Annotated in this window: 26 protein-coding genes and 1 pseudogene; 5 read left to right on the top strand and 22 right to left on the bottom strand. The window is 58.1% G+C overall.

Annotated elements, in window-relative coordinates:
• Positions 1-86: 86 nt before the first annotated feature.
• Both M2447_RS07245 and M2447_RS07240 read right to left on the bottom strand, forming a co-directional pair.
• Positions 87-1,469: an MFS transporter gene (locus tag M2447_RS07245; RefSeq protein WP_277558005.1), complete on the bottom strand. Its 1,383-nt coding sequence runs from the start codon at positions 1,467-1,469 to the stop codon at positions 87-89.
• Between the two features lie 335 nt (positions 1,470-1,804).
• Positions 1,805-3,145 (bottom strand): sn-glycerol-1-phosphate dehydrogenase, encoded by a 1,341-nt coding sequence (locus tag M2447_RS07240; protein ID WP_277558004.1) that lies wholly within the window; start codon positions 3,143-3,145, stop codon positions 1,805-1,807.
• A 224-nt stretch (positions 3,146-3,369) separates the two neighbouring features.
• On the opposite strand from M2447_RS07240, the gene M2447_RS07235 reads away from it, so the two are divergent.
• The 3 genes from M2447_RS07235 (at position 3,370) to M2447_RS07225 (ending at position 5,941) form a co-directional block, all read left to right on the top strand.
• Complete coding sequence (locus tag M2447_RS07235) at positions 3,370-4,065, top strand: L-ribulose-5-phosphate 4-epimerase (protein ID WP_277558003.1); 696 nt, start codon at positions 3,370-3,372, stop codon at positions 4,063-4,065.
• 128 nt (positions 4,066-4,193) lie between these two features.
• Positions 4,194-4,961 carry a glycerophosphodiester phosphodiesterase family protein gene (locus M2447_RS07230; RefSeq protein ID WP_277558002.1) on the top strand — a complete coding sequence of 256 codons (768 nt, stop codon included), beginning with the start codon at positions 4,194-4,196 and terminating at the stop codon, positions 4,959-4,961.
• Positions 4,962-5,146: 185 nt separating this feature from the next.
• Complete coding sequence (locus M2447_RS07225; RefSeq protein WP_277510486.1) at positions 5,147-5,941, top strand: glycerophosphodiester phosphodiesterase family protein; 795 nt, start codon at positions 5,147-5,149, stop codon at positions 5,939-5,941.
• Between the two features lie 153 nt (positions 5,942-6,094).
• Here M2447_RS07225 and M2447_RS07220 read toward each other — a convergent pair whose 3' ends face one another.
• The 11 genes from M2447_RS07220 to M2447_RS07170 form a co-directional block, all read right to left on the bottom strand.
• The gene (locus tag M2447_RS07220; protein ID WP_277510484.1) at positions 6,095-7,879 is read right to left on the bottom strand and encodes an Rne/Rng family ribonuclease; all 1,785 of its coding nucleotides are present in this window, start codon (positions 7,877-7,879) and stop codon (positions 6,095-6,097) included.
• Between the two features lie 228 nt (positions 7,880-8,107).
• A complete protein-coding gene (locus M2447_RS07215; RefSeq protein WP_277558001.1) occupies positions 8,108-9,358 on the bottom strand; it encodes an FtsW/RodA/SpoVE family cell cycle protein in 1,251 nt (416 codons plus the stop codon).
• 389 nt (positions 9,359-9,747) lie between these two features.
• Complete coding sequence (locus M2447_RS07210; protein ID WP_277558000.1) at positions 9,748-10,446, bottom strand: cytochrome c biogenesis protein CcdA; 699 nt, start codon at positions 10,444-10,446, stop codon at positions 9,748-9,750.
• A 19-nt stretch (positions 10,447-10,465) separates the two neighbouring features.
• On the bottom strand, positions 10,466-10,888 hold the full coding sequence (locus M2447_RS07205) for a thioredoxin family protein (protein ID WP_277557999.1): 423 nt from the start codon (positions 10,886-10,888) through the stop codon (positions 10,466-10,468).
• Positions 10,889-10,901: 13 nt separating this feature from the next.
• Positions 10,902-11,135 carry a thioredoxin family protein gene (locus tag M2447_RS07200; RefSeq protein WP_108826435.1) on the bottom strand — a complete coding sequence of 78 codons (234 nt, stop codon included), beginning with the start codon at positions 11,133-11,135 and terminating at the stop codon, positions 10,902-10,904.
• 50 nt (positions 11,136-11,185) lie between these two features.
• Positions 11,186-12,490 carry a permease gene (locus M2447_RS07195; RefSeq protein ID WP_277557997.1) on the bottom strand — a complete coding sequence of 435 codons (1,305 nt, stop codon included), beginning with the start codon at positions 12,488-12,490 and terminating at the stop codon, positions 11,186-11,188.
• Positions 12,491-12,593: 103 nt separating this feature from the next.
• Positions 12,594-12,968, bottom strand: a complete 375-nt coding sequence (locus M2447_RS07190) for a metalloregulator ArsR/SmtB family transcription factor (protein ID WP_277557996.1) — start codon at positions 12,966-12,968, stop codon at positions 12,594-12,596.
• Positions 12,969-13,184: 216 nt separating this feature from the next.
• Positions 13,185-13,559 carry a hypothetical protein gene (locus tag M2447_RS07185; RefSeq protein WP_277557995.1) on the bottom strand — a complete coding sequence of 125 codons (375 nt, stop codon included), beginning with the start codon at positions 13,557-13,559 and terminating at the stop codon, positions 13,185-13,187.
• A gap of 137 nt (positions 13,560-13,696) precedes the next feature.
• Positions 13,697-13,999, bottom strand: coding sequence for a hypothetical protein (locus tag M2447_RS07180; protein ID WP_108824590.1), 303 nt, complete (start codon positions 13,997-13,999; stop codon positions 13,697-13,699).
• 12 nt (positions 14,000-14,011) lie between these two features.
• Positions 14,012-14,311: a hypothetical protein gene (locus M2447_RS07175; RefSeq protein ID WP_152032696.1), complete on the bottom strand. Its 300-nt coding sequence runs from the start codon at positions 14,309-14,311 to the stop codon at positions 14,012-14,014.
• A 72-nt stretch (positions 14,312-14,383) separates the two neighbouring features.
• A complete protein-coding gene (locus M2447_RS07170; protein ID WP_277557994.1) occupies positions 14,384-16,501 on the bottom strand; it encodes a sulfatase in 2,118 nt (705 codons plus the stop codon).
• 239 nt (positions 16,502-16,740) lie between these two features.
• On the opposite strand from M2447_RS07170, the gene M2447_RS07165 reads away from it, so the two are divergent.
• Entirely contained in the window at positions 16,741-17,418 is a 678-nt protein-coding gene (locus tag M2447_RS07165) for a hypothetical protein (RefSeq protein WP_277557993.1), read from the top strand.
• 82 nt (positions 17,419-17,500) lie between these two features.
• Here the strand turns inward: M2447_RS07165 and M2447_RS07160 are convergent, their stop codons facing one another.
• The 4 genes from M2447_RS07160 to M2447_RS07145 all read right to left on the bottom strand — a co-directional run bounded on the left by M2447_RS07160 (position 17,501) and on the right by M2447_RS07145 (position 22,269).
• Complete coding sequence (locus tag M2447_RS07160) at positions 17,501-18,388, bottom strand: fructose bisphosphate aldolase (protein WP_277557992.1); 888 nt, start codon at positions 18,386-18,388, stop codon at positions 17,501-17,503.
• A gap of 420 nt (positions 18,389-18,808) precedes the next feature.
• Positions 18,809-19,297, bottom strand: a complete 489-nt coding sequence (locus M2447_RS07155) for a hypothetical protein (RefSeq protein ID WP_277557991.1) — start codon at positions 19,295-19,297, stop codon at positions 18,809-18,811.
• A 268-nt stretch (positions 19,298-19,565) separates the two neighbouring features.
• The gene (locus M2447_RS07150) at positions 19,566-21,074 is read right to left on the bottom strand and encodes an O-antigen ligase family protein (protein WP_277557990.1); all 1,509 of its coding nucleotides are present in this window, start codon (positions 21,072-21,074) and stop codon (positions 19,566-19,568) included.
• Between the two features lie 259 nt (positions 21,075-21,333).
• Positions 21,334-22,269, bottom strand: a complete 936-nt coding sequence (locus M2447_RS07145) for a class I SAM-dependent methyltransferase (protein WP_277557989.1) — start codon at positions 22,267-22,269, stop codon at positions 21,334-21,336.
• 121 nt (positions 22,270-22,390) lie between these two features.
• Between M2447_RS07145 and M2447_RS07140 the strand changes: the two genes are divergently transcribed.
• Positions 22,391-23,452, top strand: coding sequence for a DUF481 domain-containing protein (locus M2447_RS07140; protein WP_277557988.1), 1,062 nt, complete (start codon positions 22,391-22,393; stop codon positions 23,450-23,452).
• A 61-nt stretch (positions 23,453-23,513) separates the two neighbouring features.
• Here the strand turns inward: M2447_RS07140 and upp are convergent, their stop codons facing one another.
• The 5 genes and pseudogenes from upp to M2447_RS07115 form a co-directional block, all read right to left on the bottom strand.
• Positions 23,514-24,128, bottom strand: a complete 615-nt coding sequence (gene upp / locus M2447_RS07135) for a uracil phosphoribosyltransferase (RefSeq protein ID WP_277510462.1) — start codon at positions 24,126-24,128, stop codon at positions 23,514-23,516.
• 81 nt (positions 24,129-24,209) lie between these two features.
• Positions 24,210-25,472, bottom strand: coding sequence for a S41 family peptidase (locus tag M2447_RS07130; RefSeq protein ID WP_277557987.1), 1,263 nt, complete (start codon positions 25,470-25,472; stop codon positions 24,210-24,212).
• A 104-nt stretch (positions 25,473-25,576) separates the two neighbouring features.
• Complete coding sequence (locus tag M2447_RS07125) at positions 25,577-26,035, bottom strand: nucleotidyltransferase (RefSeq protein ID WP_277510459.1); 459 nt, start codon at positions 26,033-26,035, stop codon at positions 25,577-25,579.
• Positions 26,019-26,225 carry a hypothetical protein gene (locus tag M2447_RS07120; protein ID WP_108826433.1) on the bottom strand — a complete coding sequence of 69 codons (207 nt, stop codon included), beginning with the start codon at positions 26,223-26,225 and terminating at the stop codon, positions 26,019-26,021. Before M2447_RS07120 ends, M2447_RS07125 begins: the two co-directional genes overlap by 17 nt.
• A gap of 91 nt (positions 26,226-26,316) precedes the next feature.
• Positions 26,317-26,760: pseudogene (locus tag M2447_RS07115) on the bottom strand (hypothetical protein); the annotation flags it as partial.

Below are 26,760 nucleotides of genomic sequence, written 5' to 3'. Positions count from 1 at the left end.
ATTTGCACGGATACAAACCAGCTATTTTGTATTTATCCGTGTAAATCCGTGTAATCCGTGGTCATTCATTATTCAGTGATAATTCCCTATCTTTTTTCGCCGGCGGTTTCAATGCGTTCCAGATCGCCGTAGCCGTCGGCCTTGGTGTTCCACATCAGCATGAGGATGCCCATGCCTATGAACGAGACGATGATCAGTGCCAGGTAGGTGTAATTCCATCCGTAGTGCTGGGCCACGTAACCGAAACCCACGCCCGAAATCATCGTGCTCGCGTAGCCAAACATGCTCTTAAATCCGTTGGCCGTGGCCGCGGCTTTTTTGGTCGCCTGGTTCGCGGCCGCGATGCCGATGAGCGCCTGCGGTCCGTAGATGCAGAATCCGGCGGCGCAGAGTGTCGCGTAATAAATCCACACGGGAATCCCCGGCTCGAGCCGCCAGAATATCGCCATGAAAATGGCCGTGCCCAGCATGCAGAACACGCAGGTGCGGTGTGCCCTGCCGCCGAGCCACCGGTCGGTGGCGTATCCCGCGAAAAGCATTCCCGCGATGCCCGCGATTTCGAACATGGCGACAAGCCAGCCCGCGTGCGCGAGGCTCACGCCCTTGGAATCGCTCAGGAGAAACGGCCCCCAGTCGAGCACCGCGAAGCGCACGATGTAGACAAAAAAATTGGCGAACGCGAGAATCCACATGATCGGATTGCCGAACACTTTTTTGCGAATCAGCAGCTTGGTTTCGGCGGACTGTTCTTTTTTGGTGGCGTTTTTCCTGACCTCGGTGCCCTCCAGTTCGGGCAGGCCGACGGACGCGGGCGTGTCGCGCAGCGTCATGAAGAGCGCCGCCGAGCCCGCCAGCGCGATCAGCCCGGGAATCCAAAAGCACCATCTCCACGCCCCGACGTGATTCGGCCCCTCGCCCATGTTGGTCATGATGTAGCCGCACATGATGACCACCAGGCCCGCGCCCACCGAGTGCGAGGTGTTCCAAATCGACATTTTTGTGGCGAGCTCCCTTGGCGGAATCCAATGGGTCAGCAATCGCGCGCAGGGCGGAAATCCCGCGCCCTGCAAGATGCCGTTGAGCACCCACATGAGGCCCAGAAAGAGCACGATGGTGCTGGTGAACCGCGCCCCGTCGTGCTCGCCCGTGAGGAACGCCGCGACATCCGCCCCGAAGCCGAAAAATATGTTCACCGATGCGCACAGGAGGAGTCCGATCGACATATACCAGCGCGCGTTTTTGCGGTCCGCGAACATCCCGTTGACGAGTTGCGAGACGCCGTAGATCAGCCCGTTGAGCGTGAGGAAAATGCCGAGCTGGGTTTTGGTGACGCCGAGGTCGGCCTCGATGCCGGGCATGGCGAGCGAAAAGTTTTTGCGCACAAAATAGAACAGCGCGTAGCCAAACATCGTCCCTATCAGCGTGCGTGTCTGCCAGTATTTGAATCTCTGTTTTTGCTCGGGGGTCATTTTGGGTTGTTCGGCTTATTTGGGTTGGCGGACTGTTATTATTAATTTCGAAACAAAGGGGACGTTGCATGAAGCCCAACGGGCTTCCGTCTCATAGCCCGGGGTTGCGAGCGTGGCGAGCTACCCCGGGAATAATGAAAAGACAACCAACCCCAACGGGGTTGCGGCCTGTGGTGTGTCCGGCGTGGATTTTCAGCAGACACAACCCCCTCGGGGTTGTGTTTTCTTTTTCATCAAACCCAAGGTAGGCGCTCGCAACTCGCGCCAACCTTGGGCTATGAGACACATCCCCGTTGGGGATGGTCGGCCGCTCGGCTCGATTTTTCATGCGGCGGTCATTTGATCTCCCACACGCCGCCGGGGCCGAAGAGCTTGTCGAGCCAGGCGTCGAAAAACCGGCACCTGACGGCGACGTCGATCACGTTCACGCGGCTCCGCATGTAGGGCACCTTGGTGAACGTCTCGCGCAGCTTGGCGCGCGAAATGCCGATCTGCTCCGGCTCATGCGCCGCGCCCACTTCGCGCAGTCGGCGTTTTATCTCCGCGAAGGGCAGTATTTGTTTTTCGAGCGCGGGTTTCAGTTCCGGCCATTTTTCCCGCAACGCCGACAACTGCGCGCGCAATTCCACGGGGGTCGCGTATTTGGCTTTTGTTTCGCCGATGCAGCGTCCGAGAAAACTTTCGTCGTTGTTGAAGACGCGCCGTATTTCCTTTTCGGTCGCGTCCCACGACGGCCAGGCGGCGACGCACGCGTCGATGTCGAGCGCGCCGACGGGCGCGGCGATCAAAAATTCGTGAAACGCGGTCGAGGCGAGCGTGCCGATGCCCACCTTGAATCCGTGCGAAACGCCCTGCCCGTTAAAAGTGTGGTGCTCCATGTCCCACAGGTGGCTGAACTGGTGCTCGGCGCCAGACGCGGGACGGCTGGAGTGGTGCGCCTGCATGGCAAAACCGGCGAGCAACAATCCCTCGACGAGCGGCGCCACGCGATCCTCCCGTCCGTCGTTCACACCTTTCGGATCGCCCAACGCATTCAGCAACCCGTCCTGCACCATGTCGAAAGCGGGCTTATTCATGGGCTCGGCTCCGATGGCGTCGGCGAGAATCCAGTCGGCGCCGGCGGGCACCTTGGCCAGCAAATCGGCGTATCCCGAAGCGGACATGTCGCTCGGCGCGGCGGCCACCACGCGGGTGTCGATAAGCATTCCAAGCGGCGCCGGACAATCGAAAGCCTGCTTCGAGCCCTTGTAGGTGATCGACGACCCGTAAGCCGTGTAGCCGTCCATCGAAGCCGCCGTGCCAACGCACAAGTAGCGCCGTCCGCAACGATGCGAGGCGACCTTGACGAGGTCGTTGATCACACCCGAACCCACGGCAACGGGCACCGCGTCGGTGGCATTGAGAATACCCATAAGTTTCTCAACATAAGCCCATTCCGCATGTGGCTCCGGCGCTTGAAAGACAACGGGTTCATCCTGTCCAATCCCGGCCCGCCGAAACGACTCCGCAACCGCCTGACCGGCAATCGGATAAGTGTTTGTGTCCGCCATGACAAGCGCGCGCCTGCTGGGAAACAGCTCTGCGAACATCTCCGCCGTTTGGGGAAGCGCGTCGCGGGCAATAATGAGCGCCTTGGTGTCCGTCGTGCGAGATAATGCGTTTTGTATTTTATTCATGGGTAATATATTCTGTTTGAGGCAGAACACGAAAGAGCGTCTCCTCGCGATCAATTTTCCTTTTCCATGCTATTTAGCAGACAAATGAAAGAAACATTCGCAAAAAACAAGAAAAATAAGAATTATTCTTTCCTTTTCTTTATTTTTAGTTTTCTATTTTTGCGTTTTAGCGATTCCGCTTCCCCTCGATTCTCACCTCAACTCATTCCTAGTTTATTCAAAAAATGTTGGAACACCTCAAAGAAGAAGTGCTTAAGGCAAATCTCGACCTCGTGAAACACGGGCTGGTCATTTTCACTTGGGGAAACGCCAGTGCGATAGACCGCGAGCGCGGGTTAGTTGTGATAAAACCCAGCGGCGTGGAATACGACGCGCTTACCGTCGGCGACATGGTGGTCGTGGACCTTGAGGGCAAAACCGTGGAAGGCGCGCTCAACCCCTCCTCGGACACACCCACGCACATCGAGTTATACAAGGCGTTCCCCGGCATCGGCGGAATCGTCCACACGCACTCCCGCCACGCCACCGCTTGGGCGCAGGCCAACATGGCGCTCCCGGTCATGGGCACGACGCACGCCGATTATTTCCACGGCCCGGTGCCCTGCACGCGCCCGATGCTCGCCCCCGAAGTCGAAACCGATTACGAAAAAAACACCGGCGCCGTGATCCTCGAATGCTTTGAAAAACGCAACCCCCTGCACACACCGGGCGTGCTCGTCTCCAATCACGGCCCCTTCACTTGGGGACGGACGGCGGCGGAAGCCGTTCACAACAGCGTCGTGCTGGAGGAAATCGCCCGCATGGGACTCATCACCCGCCAGCTCAACGCGGAAATGCCGATGAACAACCTGCTCATCAAAAAACACTACAGCCGCAAACACGGAGCCGGCGCCTATTACGGCCAGAAAAAGAAACCGTGATTTCCCCGCCAACACGACCGCAATCCTCGCACACACCGCACTCCCCCGCCCCACCCCGCTTTGTCCTTCCAACGCATCCAACCCACCAACCCAACATGAAAAAACTGCTTTCACTCTTATCACTATGCATGCTGACCGCCGCGGGCGCGGCGAACCTCGCGGCGCAACCCAAGATCGTGGCGCATCGCGGCTTTTACGCCACCGAAGGCTCGTGGGAAAACACCGTCTCGAGCCTCGCCAACGCCCAAAAGCTGGGAGTCTACGGAGTCGAGTTCGACGTCAACCTGACGGCGGACGACCAGCTCATCGTCGTCCACGGCCCAAAAATCCACGGCACCAAACTCCACGCGCAAAAAAGCAAATTCGCGGACATCCGCGCCGCCAAACTTCCCAACGGACTCCAAATACCGACGCTGCGCGAATTCTTCGAGCAGGGGAAAAAGTGCGCCGCCACCAAACTGATCCTCGAAATAAAAATCCACCCGACACCGAAGCGCGAAACGCAAGTCGTGGAGGCAATCCTGGCGCTCGCCCGCGAAATGGAGCTCGTGCCGCAAATTGAGTTCATCTCGTTCAGCAAACACGTCTGCGACGAAGTGGTGCGGCGCCAACCCGGCGCGACTGTTGTCTATGTCAGCAGCAACATGAAAGCCATGAGCCCCGCGGAGGCAAAGGCGCTGGGCTACAAAGGCCTCTCCTATCAACTCAACGTGATGATGAACCGCCCCGAAATCGTTCGCGAGGCCAACGCACTCGGCATCGAAACCACGCTCTGGATGGTCAACGACCGCGAACTGATCGACTGGGCCATCCGCCACGGCGTCACCTACGTTTCGACGGACAGCCCCGACAAAGCCAAAGCCTACCTCGACGCGATCGCGCAGTTCAAAAAGTAAAAAATCCCCCTCGCTCGCGACGCCCGGTTTGGCATCGTTCCGATACATGTCGCCACACGTCGACTCGCGTCGGCACATGCCGCGCCGCCGCCACGATCGCCCCGCCAATTTCGCCTCGCGTTCGCCGAATAAACCAGAATACCGTCGCCCCCGCAACTTCACCCAAAACCCAACCTCCGACCGATATGAAAAAACTGCTTTTATTGTGCGCGCTTACCGCCGGCATGCTGAACCTCGCGGCGCAACCCAAGATCATCGCCCATCGTGGATTTTATAACACCGAGGGCTCGTGGGAAAACACCGTCTCAAGCCTCGCCAACGCCCAAAAACTGGGAACCCACGCGGCCGAACTCGACGTCAACATGACTGCGGACGGCCAGCTCATCGTCGTCCACGGCCCCAAGATCAACGGCACCGATCTGCACGCGCAAAAAAACAAGTTCGCGGAAATCCGCGCCGCCAGGCTGCCCAACGGAAGCCAGGTGCCGACGCTGCGCGAAATCTTCGAGCAGGGCAAAAAAGGCCCCGCGACAAAAATGATAATCGAGATCAAAACCCATCCGACGCCAAAGCGCGAAACGCAAGTCGTGGAGGCGGTGCTGGCGCTCGCCCGCGAAATGGACGTCATCCCGCTGATGGAAATCACCTCATTCAGCAAACACATGTGCAACGAGGTGGTCCGGCTCCAACCCGGCATGACGGTGATCTACTTGAGCAGCAGCCTGAAGGCGATGGGCCCCGCGGAAGCGAAGCAGTTGGGCTACAAAGGCATTTCCTATCCCCTGAACGTGATGATGAACCGCCCGGAATTGATCAGCGAAGCCAACAAGCTCGGCATCGAGACCACCATCTGGCAGGCCAATGACCATGAAGTGGTGGACTGGGCGATCCGCCACGGCGTCACCTACGTTTCGTCAGACTATCCCAACAAGGTGAAAGCCTATCTCGACGCGGTGGCGCAATTCAGGACAAAACCATGATCGCGGCGCGCCATTCGCTTATTCCACACCGCACCCGCTGGTGATCGGCGCGGCAAACACACATCGCGACCCAACAAAAAACGCGAACCGGTTGATGCGGTTCGCGTTTTTTTGCGGTGAGTTTTTCACGAGCGGCGGGATGCCGCCTCCACTTTAACGATACTCTTCGTTTGTGACCGCGTTGATGATTTTGAAGTTTTCAACGTGGTAGTTGAGGTCGGCGCGGAAGGCGAGCTTCACGCCGTAGAGGCGTTCCATGCGCACGAGCAGCTCGGCGTCCTCGCTGCGGAGGCGTTCGAGGATGCTCGGGTGCACGAGCACGCGCAGCGAATACTCCTTGCCGTCGTTGCGGTTTTGCAGGCGGCGGACAATCGAGCTGAGCTTGCGCTGGAGTTCGACCGACATCGTCGTCGCGCTCTTCACAATGCCGCGACCGCGGCAATACGGGCAGTCGGTGTAAAGGTTGCTCGAAAGGGATTCCTGCTGGCGCTGGCGCGTCATTTGCATGATGCCGAGTTGCGAAATGGGGAGGATGTGGTTCTTCGCCTTGTCCTCCGACATGGCCTGCACCATTTTTTCGTAAACCGCGTTGCGATGGCGGCGCTCCTTCATGTCGATGAAGTCCATGATGATGAGGCCGCCAAGATTGCGGAGCCGGATCTGGCGCGCGATCTCCTGCGCGGCCTCGAGGTTCACGGCGTAGATGGTGTTCTTCTCGTCGCCACCGCGGTTTTTGTGCGAGCCGGTGTTCACGTCGATGGCGATGAGCGCCTCGGTTTCGTCGATGATGATTTCGCCGCCGCTGGGAAGCGGCACGCGGCGCTGGAAGGTCTGCTCAATCTGGCGCTCGATGTTGAAGCGCTCGAAGATCGGGATGTTGTCCTTGTAGAGCGCGATTTTGGAGCGGGAGCGTTTGCTGATTTGCGCGACGAGGTTCTGGATGCGCGAGTGATCCTCGGAGCTGTCAACGAGCACGCGGTCCACTTCCTCGGTGAGGAAATCGCGCACGGTGCGCTCGGCGAGGTCGGGTTCCTGGTAAAGGCAGGCGGGGGATTTTTCCGACTGCATTTTTTGCTGAATGCCGGCCCAGGTTTTGAGGAGGATGTGGAGGTCGCGAACGAAGTAGCGCGTCTTTTTGCCCTCGCCCGCGGTGCGCACGATCACGCTCATGCCCTCGGGGATGGTGAGCTCGTTGATCATGCGCTTGAGGCGGTGGCGCTCCTTGTTGTCCTCGATTTTGCGCGAGATGCCGCACTGGTCGGAGTAGGGCATGAGCACGAGGTAGCGGCCGGGGATGGCGAGGTTGGTCGTGGTGCGCGGGCCCTTTGTGCCGATGGGACCCTTGGTGACCTGAATGACGATTTCACTGCCGGGCGGGTAGAGGTTGGGAATGTCCTTGATGGTGGGCTCGGCGGGGCGCTGGGGCGCGTTTTTGCGCTTGTTCACGCGCACCACTTCGACGGACGAGTCGGCGGCGGCGGGAAGCATGTCCCAGTAGTGGAGGAAGGCGTTTTTGGAATAGCCGATATCGACGAAGGCGGCCTTGAGACCGGGGTCGAGGTTTTTGATGCGGCCCTTGTAGATGCCGCCAACCATGCGGTTGTCGGAGTCGCGCTCGATCTCGAATTTTTCGAGCGTGCCGTCAACGAGCAGGGCGACGCGTTTTTCGAGCGGCTCGGAGTTGATGATGAGCTCGCGGAAGGTGGTTTTTTCCTTTCGAAACACGGAGAGGATTTTTTGGAGGATCGGACGGTCCTTGGCGCGTTCCTTCGCCCCGGCCTTGAGTTCGGCGGGGCTGACGGGGTCAACTTGCGTTTGCGGAGGCGGGTTGACGAGCTCCTCGTCGTATTTCTGGAGTGCGGCGGCCGGGGTTTGCTGGCGCGGCGCGTTGGAGTCGCCGGAGTTTCCCGGCGAGGGAGTTTGTGATTGGTCGCTCATGGCGTATGTATGGGCGAAAAGGACTGAAGTTCCGAAGGCTGAAGGCTGAAAAAATCGGGCGGCGTTGGGAGCGCGCGCCTGCTTGTTTCAGGCTTTCAGCTTTTCGGGCGTTCAGGCTTTTTCTTTTGTTGTGTGTGGTGGTGGTGTCGGCGGCCCCAATACGCGGTGGTTGCGGCGCAGGAAATCCCGGCAGGGCGGTCAGTATCGCGAGGCTGGATTTTTCAGATGTCATGAAAAATCCCTCCTAAAACGATAGACGCTCTGGACCAGTCCTTGCAGCAAGCAGCAACAAAGCAAAAAGGAGCCTCCGTAGCTAATGAAGGGAAGCGGTATGCCCGTGATGGGCACCAGTCCGATGGACATGGCAATGTTCACAAACACATGCACCGTGAAGAACATCGTCACGCCGATGGCGATCAGGGTTCCAAAGCGGTCCCTTGCGAGACCCGCGATGCGTATGCTGTTGAACAGGATCAATCCGAACAGACTAATAACCGTAAGACTTCCCAAAAATCCTGTTTCCTCGGCGATGACCGAGACAATAAAATCGTTATGCGAAACGGCGGTGGGCAGGTAACCGAGCTTGGCCTGCGTGCCTTGGCGCCAGCCCTTGCCGGTAAGCCCGCCCGTGCCGATTGAGATGAGAGATTGGTTGAGGTTGTAAGAATCGCCGGTGCCCGCCTGGTCGATGATGTTGGGCGCGGCGAAGGCAAGGATGCGGTTGCGCTGATACCCGCGGAAAGGCAGCGGAGAGCGCTTGTTGTAAAGATCGCGCTGTTCGCTGTTTTGATACGAGTAGCCGTTTTCCTGCATGAAATTCACATAACACGCGGTGTCCCATGCGACCACGCCCACAAGAAGCACAAACGCGCCCAGCACCACCGCGAAAAAGCGGAGCGAAAGGCGTGAGACGTAAAGCATGGCGAAAATCACGGGAGGAAGGACAATGGCCGATTTGATATCAGGCTGCAGAAAGATCAAGAAGATGGGAACGCCCGCCGCAAGTGCCAATTTGCCAAGCACTCCGAGCGAATCGAGCACATTGCCTATTTTCGAGCGCGCGAGAATGCCCGCCGACATAAGGAGAACGGCGATTTTCGCCGTCTCGGACGGCTGGAATTTAAAGAAACCAAAATTAATCCAGCGCTGCGCCCCAAACTGCGAATCGCCGATACCGGGCACAAGCACCAGCACCAACGGCACAAGCGCGGCGATGTAAATCCAGTGCACATAACTGAGCCAGATTCGGTAATCGATGAGCGACACCACCACATAGACGGCGATGCCCAAAACCCAAAAAATGCACTGCGCCTTCCACGCCGTGCCGTGCCGCTCGAGCTGCGCGCTGTAAATAAACATCACCCCCGTCACGCCGAGCACAAGCAACGCCGCGGGCGTGAACACGTCGAACCGCTCCTGCGTCTTGATCTTGAAGGCGCTGAACCAGTCGAGCAACGAAATGCGTGTCTTGGCTACCATGCGGACGGGATGGAATGCGGAACTCGGAATGCGGAGTGCGGAATGAAAAACGTGAGATAAGGAATGAAAGGATGCAAAAAACCACATCGCACCAATGCGCGAAAGAGCAAAAAGCGAACCGCGGCGGTTATTTTTTTCGGATTCGGACGCCGGAAGCATGCCGGATTCTCAATGTGCGTGACATTCGGCATCACCATCAGATTGGCATTCTCAAGCCACCAAAAATGGCAAAATATAACCTGACCCTTTTTTCAATCATCATTGGGGCTTCAACGACCCGGCGCACGCGGTCGGCACAGAGGATGAAATCCTCACCGAGTTCCGGCGCGTGCGCGGTGAGATCAAGATCGTCTTCACCGCGTATGCGGCGGGGTTGAGGGAGGGGCGGTTTATCGCGCCGTCAGAATGAGATAGACGCCGCCGAGAATCACGAGGACGCCGCAGGCGCGGCGCAGCCAGCGTCCGCCGGGAGCGTCGTTTTGCCACGAGAGGAGTTTTTGCACCCACGCACTCGACGTGCCCGCCAGCGCGATGACGGCGCAGTGGCCAAGCCCGAAAAGCAGCAGCATGCCGTAGGCAAAAACCGGGGCCGTCGCCGCCATGCCAAACGTGACGCCGAGCACCGGAGCCATAAAACCAAACGTGCACGGGCCGAGCGCGACGCCGAATATGAAGCCGAACAAAAACGCGCCGAGCGGGCCGCGTCGCGGATTGTTGGGCGCGGCTTGCAACGCGGCCGGCAGCGGGATGACTCCGAGCAGGTGCAGTCCGAATATGAAAAACACGGCCGCGACGATGTAGTTTCCCCACGCGCCGAGATCGCCGAGCATGCGACCGGCCGCGGCCGTCAGGATTCCGATAAGCGCGATGGAGCAGAGTATGCCAAACGCAAACAGCGTGGACAGCCCGGCGGCGCGCGCGGCCGAAACACGTTTGCCTCCCTGAAGGAAGCCGACGATGAGCGGGATGCTCGCGAGGTGGCACGGGCTGAGGATGATGCTCAACACGCCCCACGCAAACGCGGCAGCGAGCGCGACGAGCGGAGCGCCGCCCATCGCGGAGGTCAGGGTTTCGAAGAGGGTGTCCATTGTCGCGGACGATTCGGGATCATTCCCTCGCGGGCGCGGGCACCGGCTTCGGTGCCGGTTCCCTCACCGTGATTCCCAGTTCCGCCCATTTGGCCAAAATGTCTTTTTTGGAAATGAATCCCTCATGGCGCGCGAGTTCCTTGCCGCTGGCGTCGTAGAAAATCTGCGTCGGAATCAGGCGGATTTTGTGAGCCCGGCCCTCGTCCGGTTTTTTCCAAACGTCTATGAACACCGTCTCAAACTGGTCGGCGTAGTCGCGCATGAACTCATCGAGGATGGGCTTCATTTGTTTGCAGGGAATGCATTTGTCCGCGCCGAGATCGACGAGCTTGGGCAAGGCGGGTTTGGCCGCGCCGGGCTTGGCGTCGTCGGCGCGCGACGCCGGAGTGAAAACAAACGCGAGCGCGGCGGCGCAGAGCGTGATGAGAAGGCGGTTTTTCATAATGCGCGAAAAATCAGGCGAGCAGTTGTTTCATCTCCTCGTCTGAGGGGACTTTGCCGGACACTTTCACGACGCCGTCCACGACGAGCGCGGGCGTGAACATGACGCCGAGCGCGGCGATTTCGTTCAGGTCCTTGACTTTTGTCATTTCGTATTGGAGGCCGAGGTTTTTGGCGGCGGTTTCGGCAACCTCCGCGAGCTTGTTGCACTTGGCGCATCCCATGCCGAGGATTTGGATTTTTTTCATGATGTGTGTGTTGGTTGGTTGTGTGGTGGTGGTGGTGGAAAATAAATTCATCAGCCGAAAATCGCGCCGTAGCCCCAGCCGGCGAGTGTCGAGAGCACGATGACGAGGCCGATGTAGGCGGCGGTTTTTTTCAGACCGAGCACGGAGTTGATGACGATCATGCTTGGCAGGCTCAACGCGGGGCCGGCGAGCAGCAGCGTGAGCGCGGGGCCTTCGCCCATGCCGTTGCCGATGAGACCCTGCAAAATCGGCACCTCCGTGAGCGTGGCGAAATACATGAACGCGCCCGCGATGCCGGCAAACGCGTTGGCGAAAAACGAATTTCCCCCGACCGATTGCATGATCCATTCCGAGGGAATCAGCCCCTCGTGCCCGGGCCGTCCGAGGAGCAATCCGGCGACGAGCACGCCGCCGATGAGGAGCGGAAAAATCTGCTTCGCAAACGTCCACGACTGGTCGAACCACTCGCCCGCCTCGCCGTCGCGCCCCGCGGTCGCCCAGACGAGTCCGGCGATGGCGGCGAGCACGCACGCCTCGGGATGCGCGGGCAGCAGCAGCGCCGACGCCGCGGTGACGATTCCAGTAACGGCGAGCTTGGCCCCGGAGAGCTTGAACCAGCGCCAGAGCATCACGCCGAGCACGGCGGCGAGCAGCGCGGTGAGCGGCCATTTTATGGAAAAGACGACGGCAAAAAAACCGCTTTCGCCTCCGGGCGGGCGCGACCAGTTGGCGAACACAAGAATGCCGACCATCGTTGCGAAAAACGCGGCGGTTTTCCAAAGCGGACGCGTCGCCGGCGCCTCGGGTAGCGCGGCGATTTTGGCGGCCTTGGCCTGCTCCTCTTTTCGAAAAAGCAGGTGCATTAAAATGCCGATGACGATGGAAAACACGACCGCGCCCACTGCGCGCGCGACGCCGATTTGAAAGCCGAGCACCTTTGCGGTCATGATAATCGCGAGGGCGTTGATCGCGGGGCCCGAGTAGAGAAACGCCGACGCCGGCCCGAGTCCCGCGCCCATGCGGTAGATGCCGGAAAACAGCGGCAGCACCGTGCACGAGCACACCGCGAGAATGGTGCCGGAAACGGACGCCACGCCATAACTGAGCGCCTTCGGGGCCTTCGGGCCGAGGTAACGCATGACTGACTGCTGCGAGACAAACGCGCCGATCGCGCCCGCAATCCAGAACGCCGGCAGCAGGCACAGGATGACGTGCTCGCGCGCATACCATTTGGCGAGTTCGAGCGCCTCTCGAATCGCCAAGTCAAAACGCGGCCAGCCGGACGGCAGGAAATAGAACGCGGCAAAAACGCCCGCCATCAGGAGAAATGTTTTTGTTTCCTTGAGTTTGTTCATTGTGCGAATGCGGATGGCGGGGGCAAATGAAGGACGGCGGGTAGTTCGTGAAATTGCGAAATAGTCGGCGACGGTTTTGCGCGTTGTTATTAGGCGGGAAAAATCAGTTTGCGCAGCAGGCTGTTTTAGCGCCGGCCCCGGCTTTGACAGTGAAGCGCACATCCTGCCCGTCGGATGCCGATTGCAGGCACGAGATGAAGCGTGCGACGCACGGAAGCCGGAGGCGGTAGAATACCTGCATGCCGCGTTTTTCGGCCTCGATGACCCCGGTGTCCCGAAGCACGGAGAGGTGGCGCGAGACGGTTGACCAGCCGAGTCCGGTGAGATCAACGAGGTCGCAAACGCACTGCTCGCCCCCGGCAAGCCTGGCGACAATTTGTAGGCGCGCGGGATGTCCGAGCGCCTTAAAAACCGCCGCCTCATGCTCGAAAGAGGGTGAACGGGCCCTTTTGGAACGCGCTGATTTGGTTAAAAGCATGTCGCGACCATTTCGCCGTTTTGCGAAATAGCAAGACATATATTTTTAGTCATTTCTCACGGAATTCAAAAAAGACATGAGAGAATCAATAACACACGCCTCGGATTTTTTGCGTGCATCTGACCCTTTTTCGGCCCTTTTCGGCCTCAAAAAGCGACGGAATAAATCAAAAACTCCGGCTTGGAAAAATCCATCCCAGTTTGCCTTATAATCATCCTACAGTTGCCCCTGATCCTGTTCGAGTGGCGATGTCTCGATGGCCTGTATTTGAAGCTCCAAGTCTTTTGCCTTCGACTTTAGCGATTCGATTTTTTCGAGCGTTTCCGGCGCATACTCCGCCGTCATTTGCCGGCCTCCGCAGTAAGGTGCGTTTGCCCTGAGTTTTTTCAAACCCTGGTCGTAGGCATTCAGCATGTCCCTGGTCTTCTGGAGCTCTCTTTTCAGGTTCCTCAATGTCGCCTGTGAAGCCGCCGCCCCGGCTCGCTGTTCCTCGTCCGGGCTTCCTCCGCATCCAGAGACAAACGATATCGCAATGCACAATAAAACTGCAATCGCTCGCAGCGAAATGGTTGCCGTGTTGTTAATTGTCATGCGCGTGTTTTTTTGGAGACTCTGTGCTTGGCAAGATAGTTGCGCACTGTGCCCGCTGTGCCAAGGTGCAATTCTTCAGCGATCCATCCAACCGGCGCCCCGCCCTCTTTTCTCAGTTGCGCCGCGATCTTCATTTTTCACCCCCGCAGCCTCGGTGTGGTTTTCAGGTCGCCGGGCTTCCGTCCCGCCGCTTTCAGTGCCGCTTCCAATTGCCCCTCCCAATGCAATTCCTGTATTTCCCCCGCCTCTTCTTTGTTCATGCCTTCCGCATAGGTTTTATGCGCATATTCGCGGGCCAGCGCTTGTTTCCAACCATGCGTGCCCAATGCCCAGCCCCGTGAAAGTTTCACCAACCCCATTTGCTTCTGCGCCTGCTCATCGTTTCCTATATCCTTCAGATATTGCAGGTATTTTTCATGCCCTTGGCGTCGTCGGACCATCCGCCCCTCGCCTCAAGCCAGTCGGCGGCGGTCAATCCCGCGGGCCTTTTTCTTTTTAATGAACTCCGGCAAACTGCTTCGCTGGTATTGCTCCACCAGTCCGGGCGGCACCGCACCCGCGCGCACTGGGTTCAAGTGTATGAAATCAACCACGCGGCTCAATGCCGTCGCATTCTCCAGCAATATCGCCTTGTAACGGCCCTGAAACACATGGCCGTTTTGAGTCCGGAGGGTTGATGTAGGTGGAAATAAAAATTTTTGCCAGATATCAGTATCGATTTCCGCTCTGCTTGAATGAAGTCGCTCAAACATTGGTAATCGCCGAGACAGTCCCACCGATTGAGGGCAATTTATTCACGGCATGGCCCAACTGATGAACTCGTGTTAATAGTTATACGCAATCTCCCCCGTGGGTTTATACCCTATGCGGGTGCATACTGCCGTCACTTTGTCACCGTTTTTTATCGTCAGGGGTCCAGTGTAAAGTTTCCAATGCCCCCTCGCCAGCCCCTCGCCATTTATTTGGTAGGCGATGGATGCCCCCGGCGTGGGGCACTCTATGGTGAGCTTGCGTTTCGCGCGGGTAAAAACCGGGTCGGCAACCCTGGGTTGCTCGCCGCCGGGCCAGAGGTGTTCACGGAGTGCTGATTCCGGCTTGCCCGCGAAAGGATTATACGCGGCATCCATTTCCGCCAGTTTTTTACGCAGCCGAGCGACGTCTTTCGCATACCGCGGATCGTCTATGACATTGTTCATCTCGTGCGGATCCTGCTCAATGTCGTAGAATTCCTCTGTTGGGCGCGGCTTCGTGAACCACAGCGAAGGGAGTTTTTCCAATTTTCCTTCGTTGTATAATTCCATCATGTTTCGCAGGGTGGGAATATTGCGATGATAACTGATGTCGAGAAATTCGGACTGTTCCGGCATATAATTATGCAGCAGTCTGAAGCGGCGGTCTCGAACGGCGGTCTGGCAGTCCGTTTTCGCATCAAAACGGTCCCGGGCTCCGTAAATATAATCGCGCGCCGCCTCCTTGTATTTGCCCAAAAAGGCCTTCCCGTGCATATACTCGGGCGGCTTGATGCCGGCGAGCGACAGGATGGTGGCCGGAATGTCCACGAATGCGCGAAGATCATTGTCAACAGTCCCGGCAAAACGCCCGTCGGGGAACCTTATCATGAACGGGGCCAGCGTGCCGCTGTCGCGCAACGCGCGCTTTTGACGCGGCATCGGCCCGCCGTGATCGGAATACCAGATGATAATAGTGTTATCGAGAAGACCCGCTTCCCGGACTTCGTCTATATATTTTTGGACCATGCGGTCCATCGCGGCGATATTGCCGTAAACAACGGCCCAGTCGCGGCGAGAGATTTTATTGTTGGGGTGATAGGGTGGCGGGGTGATGTCGTCCGGATTGACCACAAGCGGCTCCTTTGCCCGCTTCCATATCTGCGACTCATGGGTGACTGCGATGTTGAATATTGCAAAAAACGGCATTCCTTCGGGACGGTTTTTCCAGTGGGCTTTGCCGCTGCTTTGGTCCCAGGCAGTTATGGGGGCGTTGAACTGGTAATCGGTTTTGCTGTTATTTGTGCAATAATATCCGGCGGCGCGGAGAAACTCCGTGTAACATTTAACCCCGGCGACCGGGACGGCTTCGTAAGGTTTCACGCGAGCGTCGTTATCCGGGCTGGCCGACGAAGTCCTCATATTGTTTGCGCCGAATGAGGTGGGATAAAGTCCGGTTATCAGCGACGCCCTTGAAGGGGCGCTCACCCCAACCGAGGAAAACATGCGCGTATAACGCCGTGCTTGCGTTGCGAATCTGTCGAGATTTGGCGTGACTGCAACCGTGTCCCCATAGCAACCCAGATACGGGCCTATGTCCTCGCATACAATGCAAAGTATGTTGGGCTGTTGCCGGGGCGTGCTCGCGATGCCCGGCGTGGGCAGGGTAGTCAAGAACGCCGCCGAGGCCCAAAGGGCGGATTTTTTCAATTTTACGTTCGCATGCATGTTTTGCCCGTGTGTTTTCATGGTTCGTTTGGAGTTTGCTTGCGTGTTTTCGATGGCAGATCTCGCAGCGCCTCGGCTATTGCGGCGGCGACCACCCTCGCGATTTCCTTGCCGCCCTCCGCCGTATAATGAACGTCGCGTGGTTTTCTGGAGTGCTTGCCGGCAAGGGTCATTGAAGGGGGCAGGTTGTGTTTTGTCATTATATCCATTCTTCCCGCATGCAACTTTGAGGATTTTTTGCCCTTCCCTTCGGAAAACAACAAACTTTCCACACGTCGCGGTTTTGCGCGGCGCGCAGCGGGCGGGGTTTTGACGGCGGCAGGGGCCATGCACTGAGAGATTGCCCCGTCCGCAGTCATTGACAAGTGCAACCTCGGGAGTGGCAAAACATAATCCGACTCTTTTTCGGCTCTCGATCACTGTTCCAACGGCCTCCCCCAACCGCGACAAACTCGTCGAAACTACGGCAGGAATGCGATTGCTCATGCTATGCGAAGTCCGTATCACATGCAAAATGCGCCCACCTGCCAACCATCGCAATTCAAAGCAAAGCCCTCCCGCAAACATCAAAAAGTGAGGAGCGGCTCCGTCTCAGCCCCATGCAATATGCAAGCATAATTAGAAAAAAACGGTTGGGAAAAAGGATTGATCGAAACCAAGTTGAACCCTGTGAGGCCATATTATAAAAATCCAAAAAATATCCAGACCTTTAGTTGTTATTTTCAATGCCCAATCAATCTCAATCCACTTCAAAAAACCAGCACGAGCCCTCGCCAAGTTGGCATGAAACAAACAGTCTGTTTCTCACGGGAATACATCGCGCGGATGGCGACAGATTTTATGTCCTTAATGCGGATAATAAAGAATTACTTTTACACACAGGAGAGCCAGAATTAACCCCGGCAAGCAATGCCTTGCGTCATGCAGGTGCAATACCTCTGACATTGACATCAAAATTCGGGAAAATGGCTGGATTTCAATACATCATAAATGACTCATTGATTCACCGCCCTATTTTGAAAATCTCCCGTGAGCCCGGAATAAAGGGAACCTGTCTCTTTCATCTTTTGGCGGAAAACCGTATTCTCAGGCTTGAACAATGTTTTACCATTGTGAGCGGTGACAAATGGCGGTTCACGGATGAAAACAGATCGCCCATCGCCGAGTTGAGGATAAAACGAAAAGGTTTCTTGGTGCTGTCAACAGCCAGCCTTTCTTATGATCTCATTGTTAATGGGGCAAAATTCGCATCATACAAACCATGTGTTTTGAAGGTTTGCAACGACCGCGAAAAAGTCCCCGGAAAATTGATCGAGTTTGTCGACACCCTGGAGCCTGGCAGCACCTTCCGGCTGCTTTTGCTGGGCGTGGCGATTGCCCTTGAAAGAATCATGCAGCGATAGCGATAGCCCGATCAGGACAAACAAAGACTCCGCCTCTTCGGGGGAAAAGGCGGAGCTTGAAAAAAGAAACTTTTACCCACGCTCAGGTGATCGAAGCTTCGTAGATGGATTCGACCGAGGCGGCGAGAGTCTTGTTGAATTCCTCGTCGCTTTGCCGGGCGCCGAGTCCCTCCGCAAGGGCGCGGGAGAAGCTGGCGATAAGCCCCTTGTTGAGTCGCAGCTTTTCGTTTGCCTCCTTTTGGCTGTAACCACCGGAGAGGGCGACAATGCGGACGACATGCGGGTCCTGCATCAGGTCGGCGAAGAAGTTGTCCTCACTGGGAATGGTAAACTTAAACATGACCTTGGTGCCGGCGGGAAGCGCGTTGAGCTGCTTGACGACGTTTTCCTTGAGGAGCCTTTCACAAGCGGGCTTGTCGGGGCTGTGGATATCCACCTCGGGTTCGATGATGGGGACGAGTCCATGCGCGGCGATTTGCCCGGCGACTTCAAATTGCTGGGCGACCAACCCGGCGATGCCAGCCGGATTTGCCTCCTTGATGACGGAGCGCATCTTGGTGCCGAAGATGCGTTTCTCAACGGCGCGCTTAAGCAACTTGTCGAGCTCCGGCATGGGTTTCATGAGCTGCACGCCGTTGTTTAGCCCGGCCAGGCCCTTGTCGATCTTGAGAAAGGGAACGATTCGTTTTTTCTCCCACAGGTAATCCGCGGTCGGCATGCCCTCGACCAGGCGGTCCATGGTTTGCTCAAAGAGGATCACGGCGAGGATGCGCCCGCCGGTAAAGGCGGGGCTGGTCATGATGCGCGTGCGCATTTCGTGGACGAGGGTGAACATCTCCTCGTCATTGGAATAGGCGCTTTCGGGAACGCCATATTGGAGCAGTGCCTTGGGAGTGCTGCCGCCGCTTTGGTCCAGGGCCGCGATGAAGCCCTTGCCATTTTGCATTCGCAGAAGTTGTTCGTTGTTCATATTCAGTGCCTTTGATGGTGGTTGATAAAACTATTTCACTTCAAAGTATAATCATGATACGAAATGTTTCAAGCGGCCGGAGACGGTATTGTCTCACCTTTGGGGAATTCGGAAGGCATCAATCCGGGATTTACCAATTTTTGATCAAAAATGTTAAATTATAGGCACGTAAATTCCATCCATGCCATGAAGCCGCCGCGAGCAGGGCGTCTGCTAACACCCACGCCGCACAGCGCTCCCTCAAATAGGGCGTTACGATAATTACCCTGTCGGCTCACCTAGCCCAATGCTCCGGCATGCTGGATTCTCAATGTGCGCGGCGTTCGGCAACGCCCCCAAACGCCTTTCTCAAGCAATCATAAAAGTTACAAAACACGACCTGACGCTTTTCGACTTTTTGAATCATAATAGGTTTGCATCTCAGATTTCGTAACATCTTGATTGAGGCCACGTTTCCCCCATTAACTCGACTTCAATAATCTTTTCGGAGTTTTCCTCAAAAAAATCCCATATCATTCGATCACGAAGATCTTTTGTTAAAATAACAATGATGCCTTGGGAATTCACATCATATGAGAAATCTAGATTTATTTTGATCAAAGAAGACGCCTGAAAAAGACCACATCCATTTGCAGCTTCAGTCCAAATATAAATTGGTGATGAATTAAGCTGCTCCAGCTGTTCAATGAAAGTGCGAAAACGTTGACCCGTTTTTTCCGGAAATGGGATCCGAAATTTTTTTTGAGGACATATTGTTATCTTCTCGACAAGTTTTTTTCGTATCCTAGCGACTTCATCCAAAGGCACAAGTGTGACCTCAGTCACAGGCACATTAATTAACTCACGTAATTCCTCTAGATATTTGGCAAGGCTTTTACGATAATTGATATATTGCTGTATGCTACTCATTGTAATCAGCTTTCGACTTATCATTCGTGAGCTTTGGCCGCCTATAATCATTCATACAGGTCATTGAAAGCGCCAGGTTGTGTTTTGTCATTTTATCCATTCTTCCCGCATGCCATTTTGAGGATTTTCTTTGCCCTTCCGGAAAACAACAAGCCTTCCGTGCGTCGTGGTTTTGCGCGGCACGTGCAGCGGGCGGGGGTTTGACGGCGAAGGGGGATATTGATCACTCACGTTCGTCGGGGTTTCTGTTTTGCGTGAAATATAATTCCTATTTTGCGCTTTCTTTCGCCTCATCCTGCTTCGGCGCCGCGCCGTTGCTGCTCGCCGCCGCCGCGCCGAGCAAGATCCAGAAGACCACAGCGCCCATCGGGCCCTCGAGCACAACGCCGAAGCACGCGCTCGTGAAAATCGCCCACACGCAGCACCACGCGCCGGATTTCCACTGCGGCCCCGTCCATTCGCCCGTGTCGATCAGCCGCTCCCGGCTCCGGCGCGAATCCTCGCGCGACACTTTCCACGTGCGAAAAAGCATCGCCGTGCACAGAATCATAAACGCCCCCAGCCCCGCCACACCGGTCCGCGCAAAAATACTCAGCAACAGGTTGTGCGGACTGCGCGTCGTGAACTGGTCGCTCGAATCCGCGTAATACGCCCGCAGGAAACCCTCCGCCAAATCGTGACCGTAACCCAGCCCCGTCCACGGATTGGCCGCCACCGTTTCGTCAACAACCGTCTCCCACCAGATCGCGCGAAACCGGTTGTTGTCGCCCTTCGATTCCGCGCCCTCCGCCGTCGAATAATCCCGAGCGCCCTGAAAATCCACAATCGACACCACTCGTTGCGAAATGCCGTGCAGCGGCGTCTTCTCCCACGGCCGCCCCGTGGTTTGCGCCCAGAACAAAATCGCGACCACCGCCACCGCGCCCGCCGAGACAAGCGCCGCCGCAAACCGCCACCGGCCGCCGATCAACATCACCGCAACGCCCGCGGTGAGCGCCAGCATCGCCGCGCGGTTTTCGGTCGCCAGCATCGCCGCGACCAGTCCCAGCGAAATCGCCACGGCCAGCCAGCGCCAGGGCGACTTGCCCCGCTCGAACACAATAAACCACACCAGCGCGCCGACGCTCATGAACGTGCCCGCCAGGTCGCCCTTGAAATAAATTAACGGCAGGCCGCGCACCGTCAGCGTGCCCAGGAAAAAATCCGGCCACAATGAAAACGCCCCGTAAAGCAACGGCAGCATCGCCGTGCCCGCCAGCAAGCAGCGCCTCGCCCAGCGCCTGCCCGCGTCCGAGGCAAACGCCTCCTGCGCCACAAAGAAAAACAGCGCGTAATACACCATCGCATAATCGCGCAACGCCATCGCCCCGTATGTGCGCGCATCCAGCGGCAGCCGCACCGTGCTCACCGCGATCCAGAAAATCAGCGCCCAATTTAGAAAATCATTCCGCCACGGCAGCTTTTTTTCCCGCGCGCAACGCCAGAGCAGCACCGTCAATGTTGCCGCAATCCCCAGCTCCGCCGGAAACAACGGCAGGCTCCCGGAAATCGAAAGTTGCGCAAACCCGCGATTGCCCAGCATGTATCCCGCCATGAGCAAGCCGAGCACAAGCGGATTAAACCGAACCGGCGACACATGCGCGACAATCACGCAAAGGAGAATCCCCCCGACCATGATCGGCAGTGTCATCGTTTCGCTCGCGATGCGCAGCCCCGCCCACACCGCCACGACAAGCGCGATGAGCACGATAACCAAGTCTTTGCCGGATAGTTTCACGAAGTGCCGGATGCTGAACACCTCGCGCACAACGTGCAAGTGTTCGCACCATAAAAAGGCGGGAAAGGCGCCGCGCCGGGCTTCCCCTCGGTGCGCGAGTGCATCTGGTTTGGGAGGCTTCCAAAAATGTGAATGTTGGGAGCCGCAAAAACGGCGCCCAATGGATCAAGAGCACTGTAAAAAGGAGATCGTTTCATTGACGGCGCCGGTTGCCGCCCCGGGGCCATTTGTGATGACGCGCGGGCCGCCCTCTTGATCCTCACGCTTCCCACCGTCCGTAGATTCCGCACGGCAGCACCTTGCCATCGCGCTGGATGGGCAGGCCGACTTCGCCGCCGGTGATCGTGCCGCGGGCGGCGTGCATCAATTCGCCAAGCAAGTTGACGACCACGGTTGGCGAAAGGCGCGCGGTGTAGGCGTTGATCAGGAAAAACAGCGGCTGATCGCTCAGCACTTCGCGGCATTCCCTGAGCAACTCCCACAAGTGATCCTCAAGCTTCCACATCTCGCCGCCGCTGCCGCGCCCGTAGGTGGGCGGGTCCATGATGATCGCGTCGTAACGGCGTCCGCGCTTGATCTCGCGACGCACGAATTTCATGCAGTCGTCGGTGATGTAGCGGATGGGCGCGTTTTCGAGGCCGGAGAGCGCGGCGTTTTCGCGGCACCACTTCACCATGCCCTCGGCGGCGTCAACATGGCAGACACTCGCGCCCGCCGCCGCCGCCGCGCAGGTGGCCGCGCCCGTGTAACCAAAGAGATTCAGCACGGACACTTCGCGCCCGGCGGCTTTTGCGTCGCGGATTTTTTTTGAAAACCAGTCCCAATTCACCGCCTGCTCGGGAAACAGCCCCGTGTGCTTGAACGAGGTCGGCCGTATTTTGAAGACGAGCTGCCCGTATCCAATTTTCCAATACTCGGGAAGCGGCTTGCGAAACTCCCAGCGCCCGCCGCCCGTGGCGTGGCGGTGATAATAACCGTCCCAGTTTTTCCAGTCCGCGGGGCCGGCCCCGCCGCCGTCGCGCCGCGGCCAGATGATCTGCGGGTCGGGGCGCACAAGCGTGTATTCGCCCCAGCGCTCCTGCTTCATGCCCGCGCCGCAATCGAGCAACTGGTAGTCGCGCCAGCCGTCGGCGACGACGAGCGCGGAGCGCGCGGATTGAGGCGCGGCGGGATTTTGCTGTTTGGACGCGGACATTGGAATAATGCCGCGAGCGAAACGCGATCAGCCGGCGATGTCGAGTGCTAGACGGTGTTTTTGCACAAATGCGTTTGCCAAAATCCCCGCCGGGCATTTCGTGAGCTTTTTGCATCCATCCATGACACACATTCAAACCATCAAGAAAGCGGCCGCCATTCTCTCCGCGGCGCTGCTGGCAACGGGCTCGTTGTTCGCAGATGTTATCGAAACCAAAAACGGATCCCGGCTCACGGGCAGGGTCACGAAAGTCGACTCGTCCACCGTGGTCATCAACACCGACTTCGCCGGCGATATCAAGGTCAAGCAAAGCGAGATCACCTCGGTCACCACCGACGCGCCGATCAATGTGCGCCTCGCCGACGGCAGGGTGATCACCGGCTCCATCAGCGGCTCGCCCGCGGGCGCCGTCGTGCGCACCAGCGCGGGCAGTCCGGTCACGGCAAACCTCGCCCAAGTCAAGGAATCCTGGGCCATCGACGCCAAGGACCCCGAAGTCGCCAGAAACGAACGCCATTGGAGGTTCGAGGCCGGCATGGACGTGACGGGCAAAACCGGCACGAAGGAGCAAATCGGCACGAGCTTTTCCTTCCGCGCCACGCTCAAGTCGAGTTTCGACATTCTCCAACTCTACACCGGCTACGACCGCCAGGTCAGCGATCACGAAAAATCAGCCGACCTCTTCCGCGCCGGCGCCGATTACCAGAACAACTTTTCGGGGCGCTTCTCCTGGTATGCGCGCGACGAGGCCGGGTTTGACCGCGTGAAGGAAATCAAACTCTACAACACCGCCGCGGCCGGCTTGGGCTACGACATCATCAAAAACAAAGTCGACACGCTCACGTTCCGCGCCGGTCTTTCGCACCGCTACGAGAAATACGACGACCCGGGCCCCGGCCTGACGGCAATTCCGAACCTGAGCGAACTCGGCCTCGACCTCGGCCTGATCAACCAGCTCACGATGAAAACCTGGTCGATGACAAACCGCGTTTCCTGCACTCCCACCTTTGATGATTTCGGCGTGTATCGCATTTACCACGAGTCATTCATCGAGCTCCCCATGGCCAGCCCGCGCTGGAAATTCCGCGTCGGTATTTCCAACGATTACAACAGCCATCCGAACCCCGGGGTCGAACGCCTCGACACCACGTATTTCGCGCGTCTGCTCCTGACGTGGAAATAATAAATCCGGGGAACGCCGCGCCCCGGCCCGGCGTTCCCGAAGGGTTTCCGCTTTCCGCCGCTTACGTCCCGTAAAGCCGGTCGCCAAAATCCCCCAGCCCCGGCAGGATGTATTTTCTGTCATTGAGCGCGCGATCAAGCGCGCAGGTGTAAATCGGCACGTCTGGATGCGCGTCCTTGACGGCCTTCACGCCCTCGGGCGCGGCGACCACGTTGAGCATGCATATTTCCCCACCGCCTTTTTGTTTCACCACGTCGATTGCCTGCACGGCCGAGCCGCCCGTCGCCAGCATCGGGTCAACAACCATCACGCGCGTGCCCGCCAGCGGCGGCATCTTGCAGTAGTAGTTTCGCGCCATGGCCGTCTCGTGATCGCGCTCCAGCCCGATGTAGCCGACGCTCACATCGGGAAACATCGCCACGATTGGCTCCACCATGCCAAGCCCCGCGCGCAAGATTGGCACGACCACGAGCGGCCGCGCCAGCTCGTGCCCGATGCACGCCTCAAGCGGCGTGTTGACGGCCACCTCGCGCATGGCAAGGTCGCGCGTCGCCTCGAGCGCGAGCAACATCGACAGATGATGGCAGAGCGAGCGAAACTCAGCCGGCTTGGTGGTCTTTTCGCGAAGACGCGCAATCACATGCAACGCCAGGGGATGTTTGATGAGGTGCGGCATGGCGTGAATGGAAAACCACCGGCGCGAAAAAAGGAAAACAAAAGCGGCGCGTTTTATCTGAAAGGTTCGTGAAAATTTTCTCTATTTTCCCAAAACCGTCCGCGCCGCGCATTCCAGCGCCGGGTCCTCGCCGGCGCGCAGGCTCTCCACGGTTGGCAGCGGCGCGTTGATGTCGGCGGGCACTCCGCGCCCCTCAAGCAACGCGCCCGCGGCGGTTTTGTAATTGCTCAAGGGCAGTTGCAGCTTGCCGCCGCCGGGCAGGGAAAAATCGACGCTCATCAAAACCGCGCCCGCCGTGCGCCCCGTCGATGTGCTGCCGACAATCACGCCGCGCTTGTTGTCCTGAATCGCCGCCGAAAACACCTCCGCGCCGCTTCCGCTCATCCGCGCCACGAGCACCGCAAGCGGTCCCGTGTAGTGCGCGCCCCGGCGGCTGACACTGGCCTCGACGGCGGAAGCTCTGCCGCGCCTGTCCAGAAACACGCCCGCCTTGACCGGCTTCGTGAAAAACTCCCCCAACACACGGCGGCACGCGCCCACCTCGCCGCCGCCGTTTAGCCGCAGGTCGAGCACCACGCCGCGCGCGGAACCCGCATGCGTTTTTAATTGCTCGCGCACCCAGGCGGCGGAGTCCCCGCTGAAACGGTCGAAGCGCAAATAGAGCACGCCGTCGGGTCGCATCTCGGCAAAATTGCGCGAGCCCAGTCCGCGCACCGCGCGCAGCGTGAAAGTCACCGTGCGCAGCGTGTTGTTCTCGTCGAGAAATTGCTGGCGCGCCACCTCGCCCTCATGCGCCGGCACGTCGGTGTTGTCGCGCAGCAGCACGCCGACCTGCAGCCAGCCGCGTTTCACGCCGGCCTCGGACGCCGGACTGTCGGGCGTGACTTCATACACGACGGGTGTGTCGAGGCCGGGCAGCCGCACCGAAATATATCCGAGGAGCGAAACCGCGTCGGCGCGCATTTTCTTTTGCGCGCGCACGATTTCAGGCGCGATGGCGGTCGCATGGCTGGAGCCGAGCTCCTTGAGCATTTCGTTGAGCGCGTTATAAAGCTCCTCGTTGTTTTTGGCGGCGCCGGCTTTTGCCCGGTGTTTCGCCTGAAGCGCGGGCCAGTCGCGCCCGCCGAAAGTTTCGTCGTAAAAATAAATCCCCGTCAATTTGCACGCATGGTCGAAAACGATGCGGTTGTAATCGGCGCGCGGTGTTTTATCCGAGGCGCGCGGAGTGACGCGCGGCATAAACCACGCGCGGTCCGGCGTGCTCGCGCAGCCGGAAAACAGCAGCGCGAATGCCACCGCAAGAAACAGCCACGCGCACCGGCCTTTCGCAGCGCGTGTTTTCAACCAGTCCGTTGTCCTTAAAACCAGCACGTTGCGAGCAGACTGGAAAACCCCGCCGCAAAAGCAACACGCCGCTTGAGAAAGGACGCCGGGACGAAAGTTTTTGCTCAAGACTTTCGTTTTTCCTCAATGACCCGCAACTCCCTGGCGGCGAGCAAGTCTTTGTCGCGCCCGAGCGCCTCTTTTGAGGCAATCAAATCGGCAAGTCCCATGATGCGGTATTCGCAGCCGTCAATTTCCACCACCTCCGCCGCCCGCCTGAGTCGCTCAAAATCACCCACGCCTATCACCGACGAAAGAATATCCACCACGCCTTTGTCAGTTTCCAAATAAAGGTTTTTCACATCCTCGCCGGCACTTGGATGCGTGAGAAACGAAAGCCGGGCCGGCGTCATGCGGTGCCTTGGATTCCATCCGGACAGGGCTGCGCGAATTCTTTCCACGTTTTCCCGTGTAAGCGCGGCACAAAGATCAACATCTCGCGTAAGCGTTGAAGCCCCGTAAGCCACGGCGGCAAACCCGCCTATGATGACAAAGTCGACGCCCTCATCATTGAGACGCTTCAAGAGGATGCTTAGGTCTTCCATGACGTGCCTTCATGGCGCGTTCCAGTTTCGCCGCCAAGCGCAAAGCCTCGTTATGCCGGCGCACGCGTTCGGAAACGCTCAGGCGAAGATTGGTGTCGAGTAAATCCAGATCGACTCCCGCCTTGCGGGCCTCATCGAAAATTCGCTCTCTCTTCAGCCGTTCATTCATGCGCCAAAGTTTCCGGAGTCCGATGCCCGAGGCAATGATGAAAGACCCCGCGCGGCCCTCCTGTTTTAAACCTGAAAACCGCGATTGGAGATTAATTTTGCAGCAGGCCCGGGGGGATGTCCCTTGGTTTTTCACCGGGCGGTTCCAATCGCGGCGCGATTGAACGGCACCATCGCAATGTTTGCTCGATCATCGGCTTGCGTTTTTCCAACCCGCCCCAGCTGCTGCTCATGTGCAGCACATGCTTGTGCCCGCTTCGTCCGCCCACCGCTCCGCACAGGAACACCTCCATGCGCAGCGTCACCGGACGCTTGTATTCGCGCTTTTCGCCCAACGCCGCCCCCTGCCACACACTGAGCAGGTTGAAGAGCATCAGCACCGAGCGAAACGCCGCCTCCGTCGCAAAAAACTCCCGCCGGCAAAAACTGTCCGCCGCCAAGTCGTCCTTGAGTTCGCATATGCGCTGCTCGATTCGCGCGCGCTGGTTGTAATCGCGCCACAACGCCTCGGGCGCATCGTTGCGATTGGTCACGAA

This window comes from Ereboglobus sp. PH5-10 (genome assembly GCF_029504735.1).
Classification (GTDB): domain Bacteria; phylum Verrucomicrobiota; class Verrucomicrobiia; order Opitutales; family Opitutaceae; genus Ereboglobus.
This window is presented reverse-complemented; position numbering and strand designations above follow the sequence as displayed.

Coding starts and splice junctions, on each gene's coding strand:
- M2447_RS07245 (WP_277558005.1), bottom strand. CDS start 1,469: ATGACCCCCGAGCAAAAACAGAGATTCAAATACTGGCAGACACGCACG.
- M2447_RS07240 (WP_277558004.1), bottom strand. CDS start 3,145: ATGAATAAAATACAAAACGCATTATCTCGCACGACGGACACCAAGGCG.
- M2447_RS07235 (WP_277558003.1), top strand. CDS start 3,370: ATGTTGGAACACCTCAAAGAAGAAGTGCTTAAGGCAAATCTCGACCTC.
- M2447_RS07230 (WP_277558002.1), top strand. CDS start 4,194: ATGCTGACCGCCGCGGGCGCGGCGAACCTCGCGGCGCAACCCAAGATC.
- M2447_RS07225 (WP_277510486.1), top strand. CDS start 5,147: ATGAAAAAACTGCTTTTATTGTGCGCGCTTACCGCCGGCATGCTGAAC.
- M2447_RS07220 (WP_277510484.1), bottom strand. CDS start 7,879: ATGAGCGACCAATCACAAACTCCCTCGCCGGGAAACTCCGGCGACTCC.
- M2447_RS07215 (WP_277558001.1), bottom strand. CDS start 9,358: ATGGTAGCCAAGACACGCATTTCGTTGCTCGACTGGTTCAGCGCCTTC.
- M2447_RS07210 (WP_277558000.1), bottom strand. CDS start 10,446: ATGGACACCCTCTTCGAAACCCTGACCTCCGCGATGGGCGGCGCTCCG.
- M2447_RS07205 (WP_277557999.1), bottom strand. CDS start 10,888: ATGAAAAACCGCCTTCTCATCACGCTCTGCGCCGCCGCGCTCGCGTTT.
- M2447_RS07200 (WP_108826435.1), bottom strand. CDS start 11,135: ATGAAAAAAATCCAAATCCTCGGCATGGGATGCGCCAAGTGCAACAAG.
- M2447_RS07195 (WP_277557997.1), bottom strand. CDS start 12,490: ATGAACAAACTCAAGGAAACAAAAACATTTCTCCTGATGGCGGGCGTT.
- M2447_RS07190 (WP_277557996.1), bottom strand. CDS start 12,968: ATGCTTTTAACCAAATCAGCGCGTTCCAAAAGGGCCCGTTCACCCTCT.
- M2447_RS07185 (WP_277557995.1), bottom strand. CDS start 13,559: ATGACAATTAACAACACGGCAACCATTTCGCTGCGAGCGATTGCAGTT.
- M2447_RS07180 (WP_108824590.1), bottom strand. CDS start 13,999: ATGGTCCGACGACGCCAAGGGCATGAAAAATACCTGCAATATCTGAAG.
- M2447_RS07175 (WP_152032696.1), bottom strand. CDS start 14,311: ATGTTTGAGCGACTTCATTCAAGCAGAGCGGAAATCGATACTGATATC.
- M2447_RS07170 (WP_277557994.1), bottom strand. CDS start 16,501: ATGAGCAATCGCATTCCTGCCGTAGTTTCGACGAGTTTGTCGCGGTTG.
- M2447_RS07165 (WP_277557993.1), top strand. CDS start 16,741: ATGCCCAATCAATCTCAATCCACTTCAAAAAACCAGCACGAGCCCTCG.
- M2447_RS07160 (WP_277557992.1), bottom strand. CDS start 18,388: ATGAACAACGAACAACTTCTGCGAATGCAAAATGGCAAGGGCTTCATC.
- M2447_RS07155 (WP_277557991.1), bottom strand. CDS start 19,297: ATGAGTAGCATACAGCAATATATCAATTATCGTAAAAGCCTTGCCAAA.
- M2447_RS07145 (WP_277557989.1), bottom strand. CDS start 22,269: ATGTCCGCGTCCAAACAGCAAAATCCCGCCGCGCCTCAATCCGCGCGC.
- M2447_RS07140 (WP_277557988.1), top strand. CDS start 22,391: ATGACACACATTCAAACCATCAAGAAAGCGGCCGCCATTCTCTCCGCG.
- upp (WP_277510462.1), bottom strand. CDS start 24,128: ATGCCGCACCTCATCAAACATCCCCTGGCGTTGCATGTGATTGCGCGT.
- M2447_RS07120 (WP_108826433.1), bottom strand. CDS start 26,225: ATGAATGAACGGCTGAAGAGAGAGCGAATTTTCGATGAGGCCCGCAAG.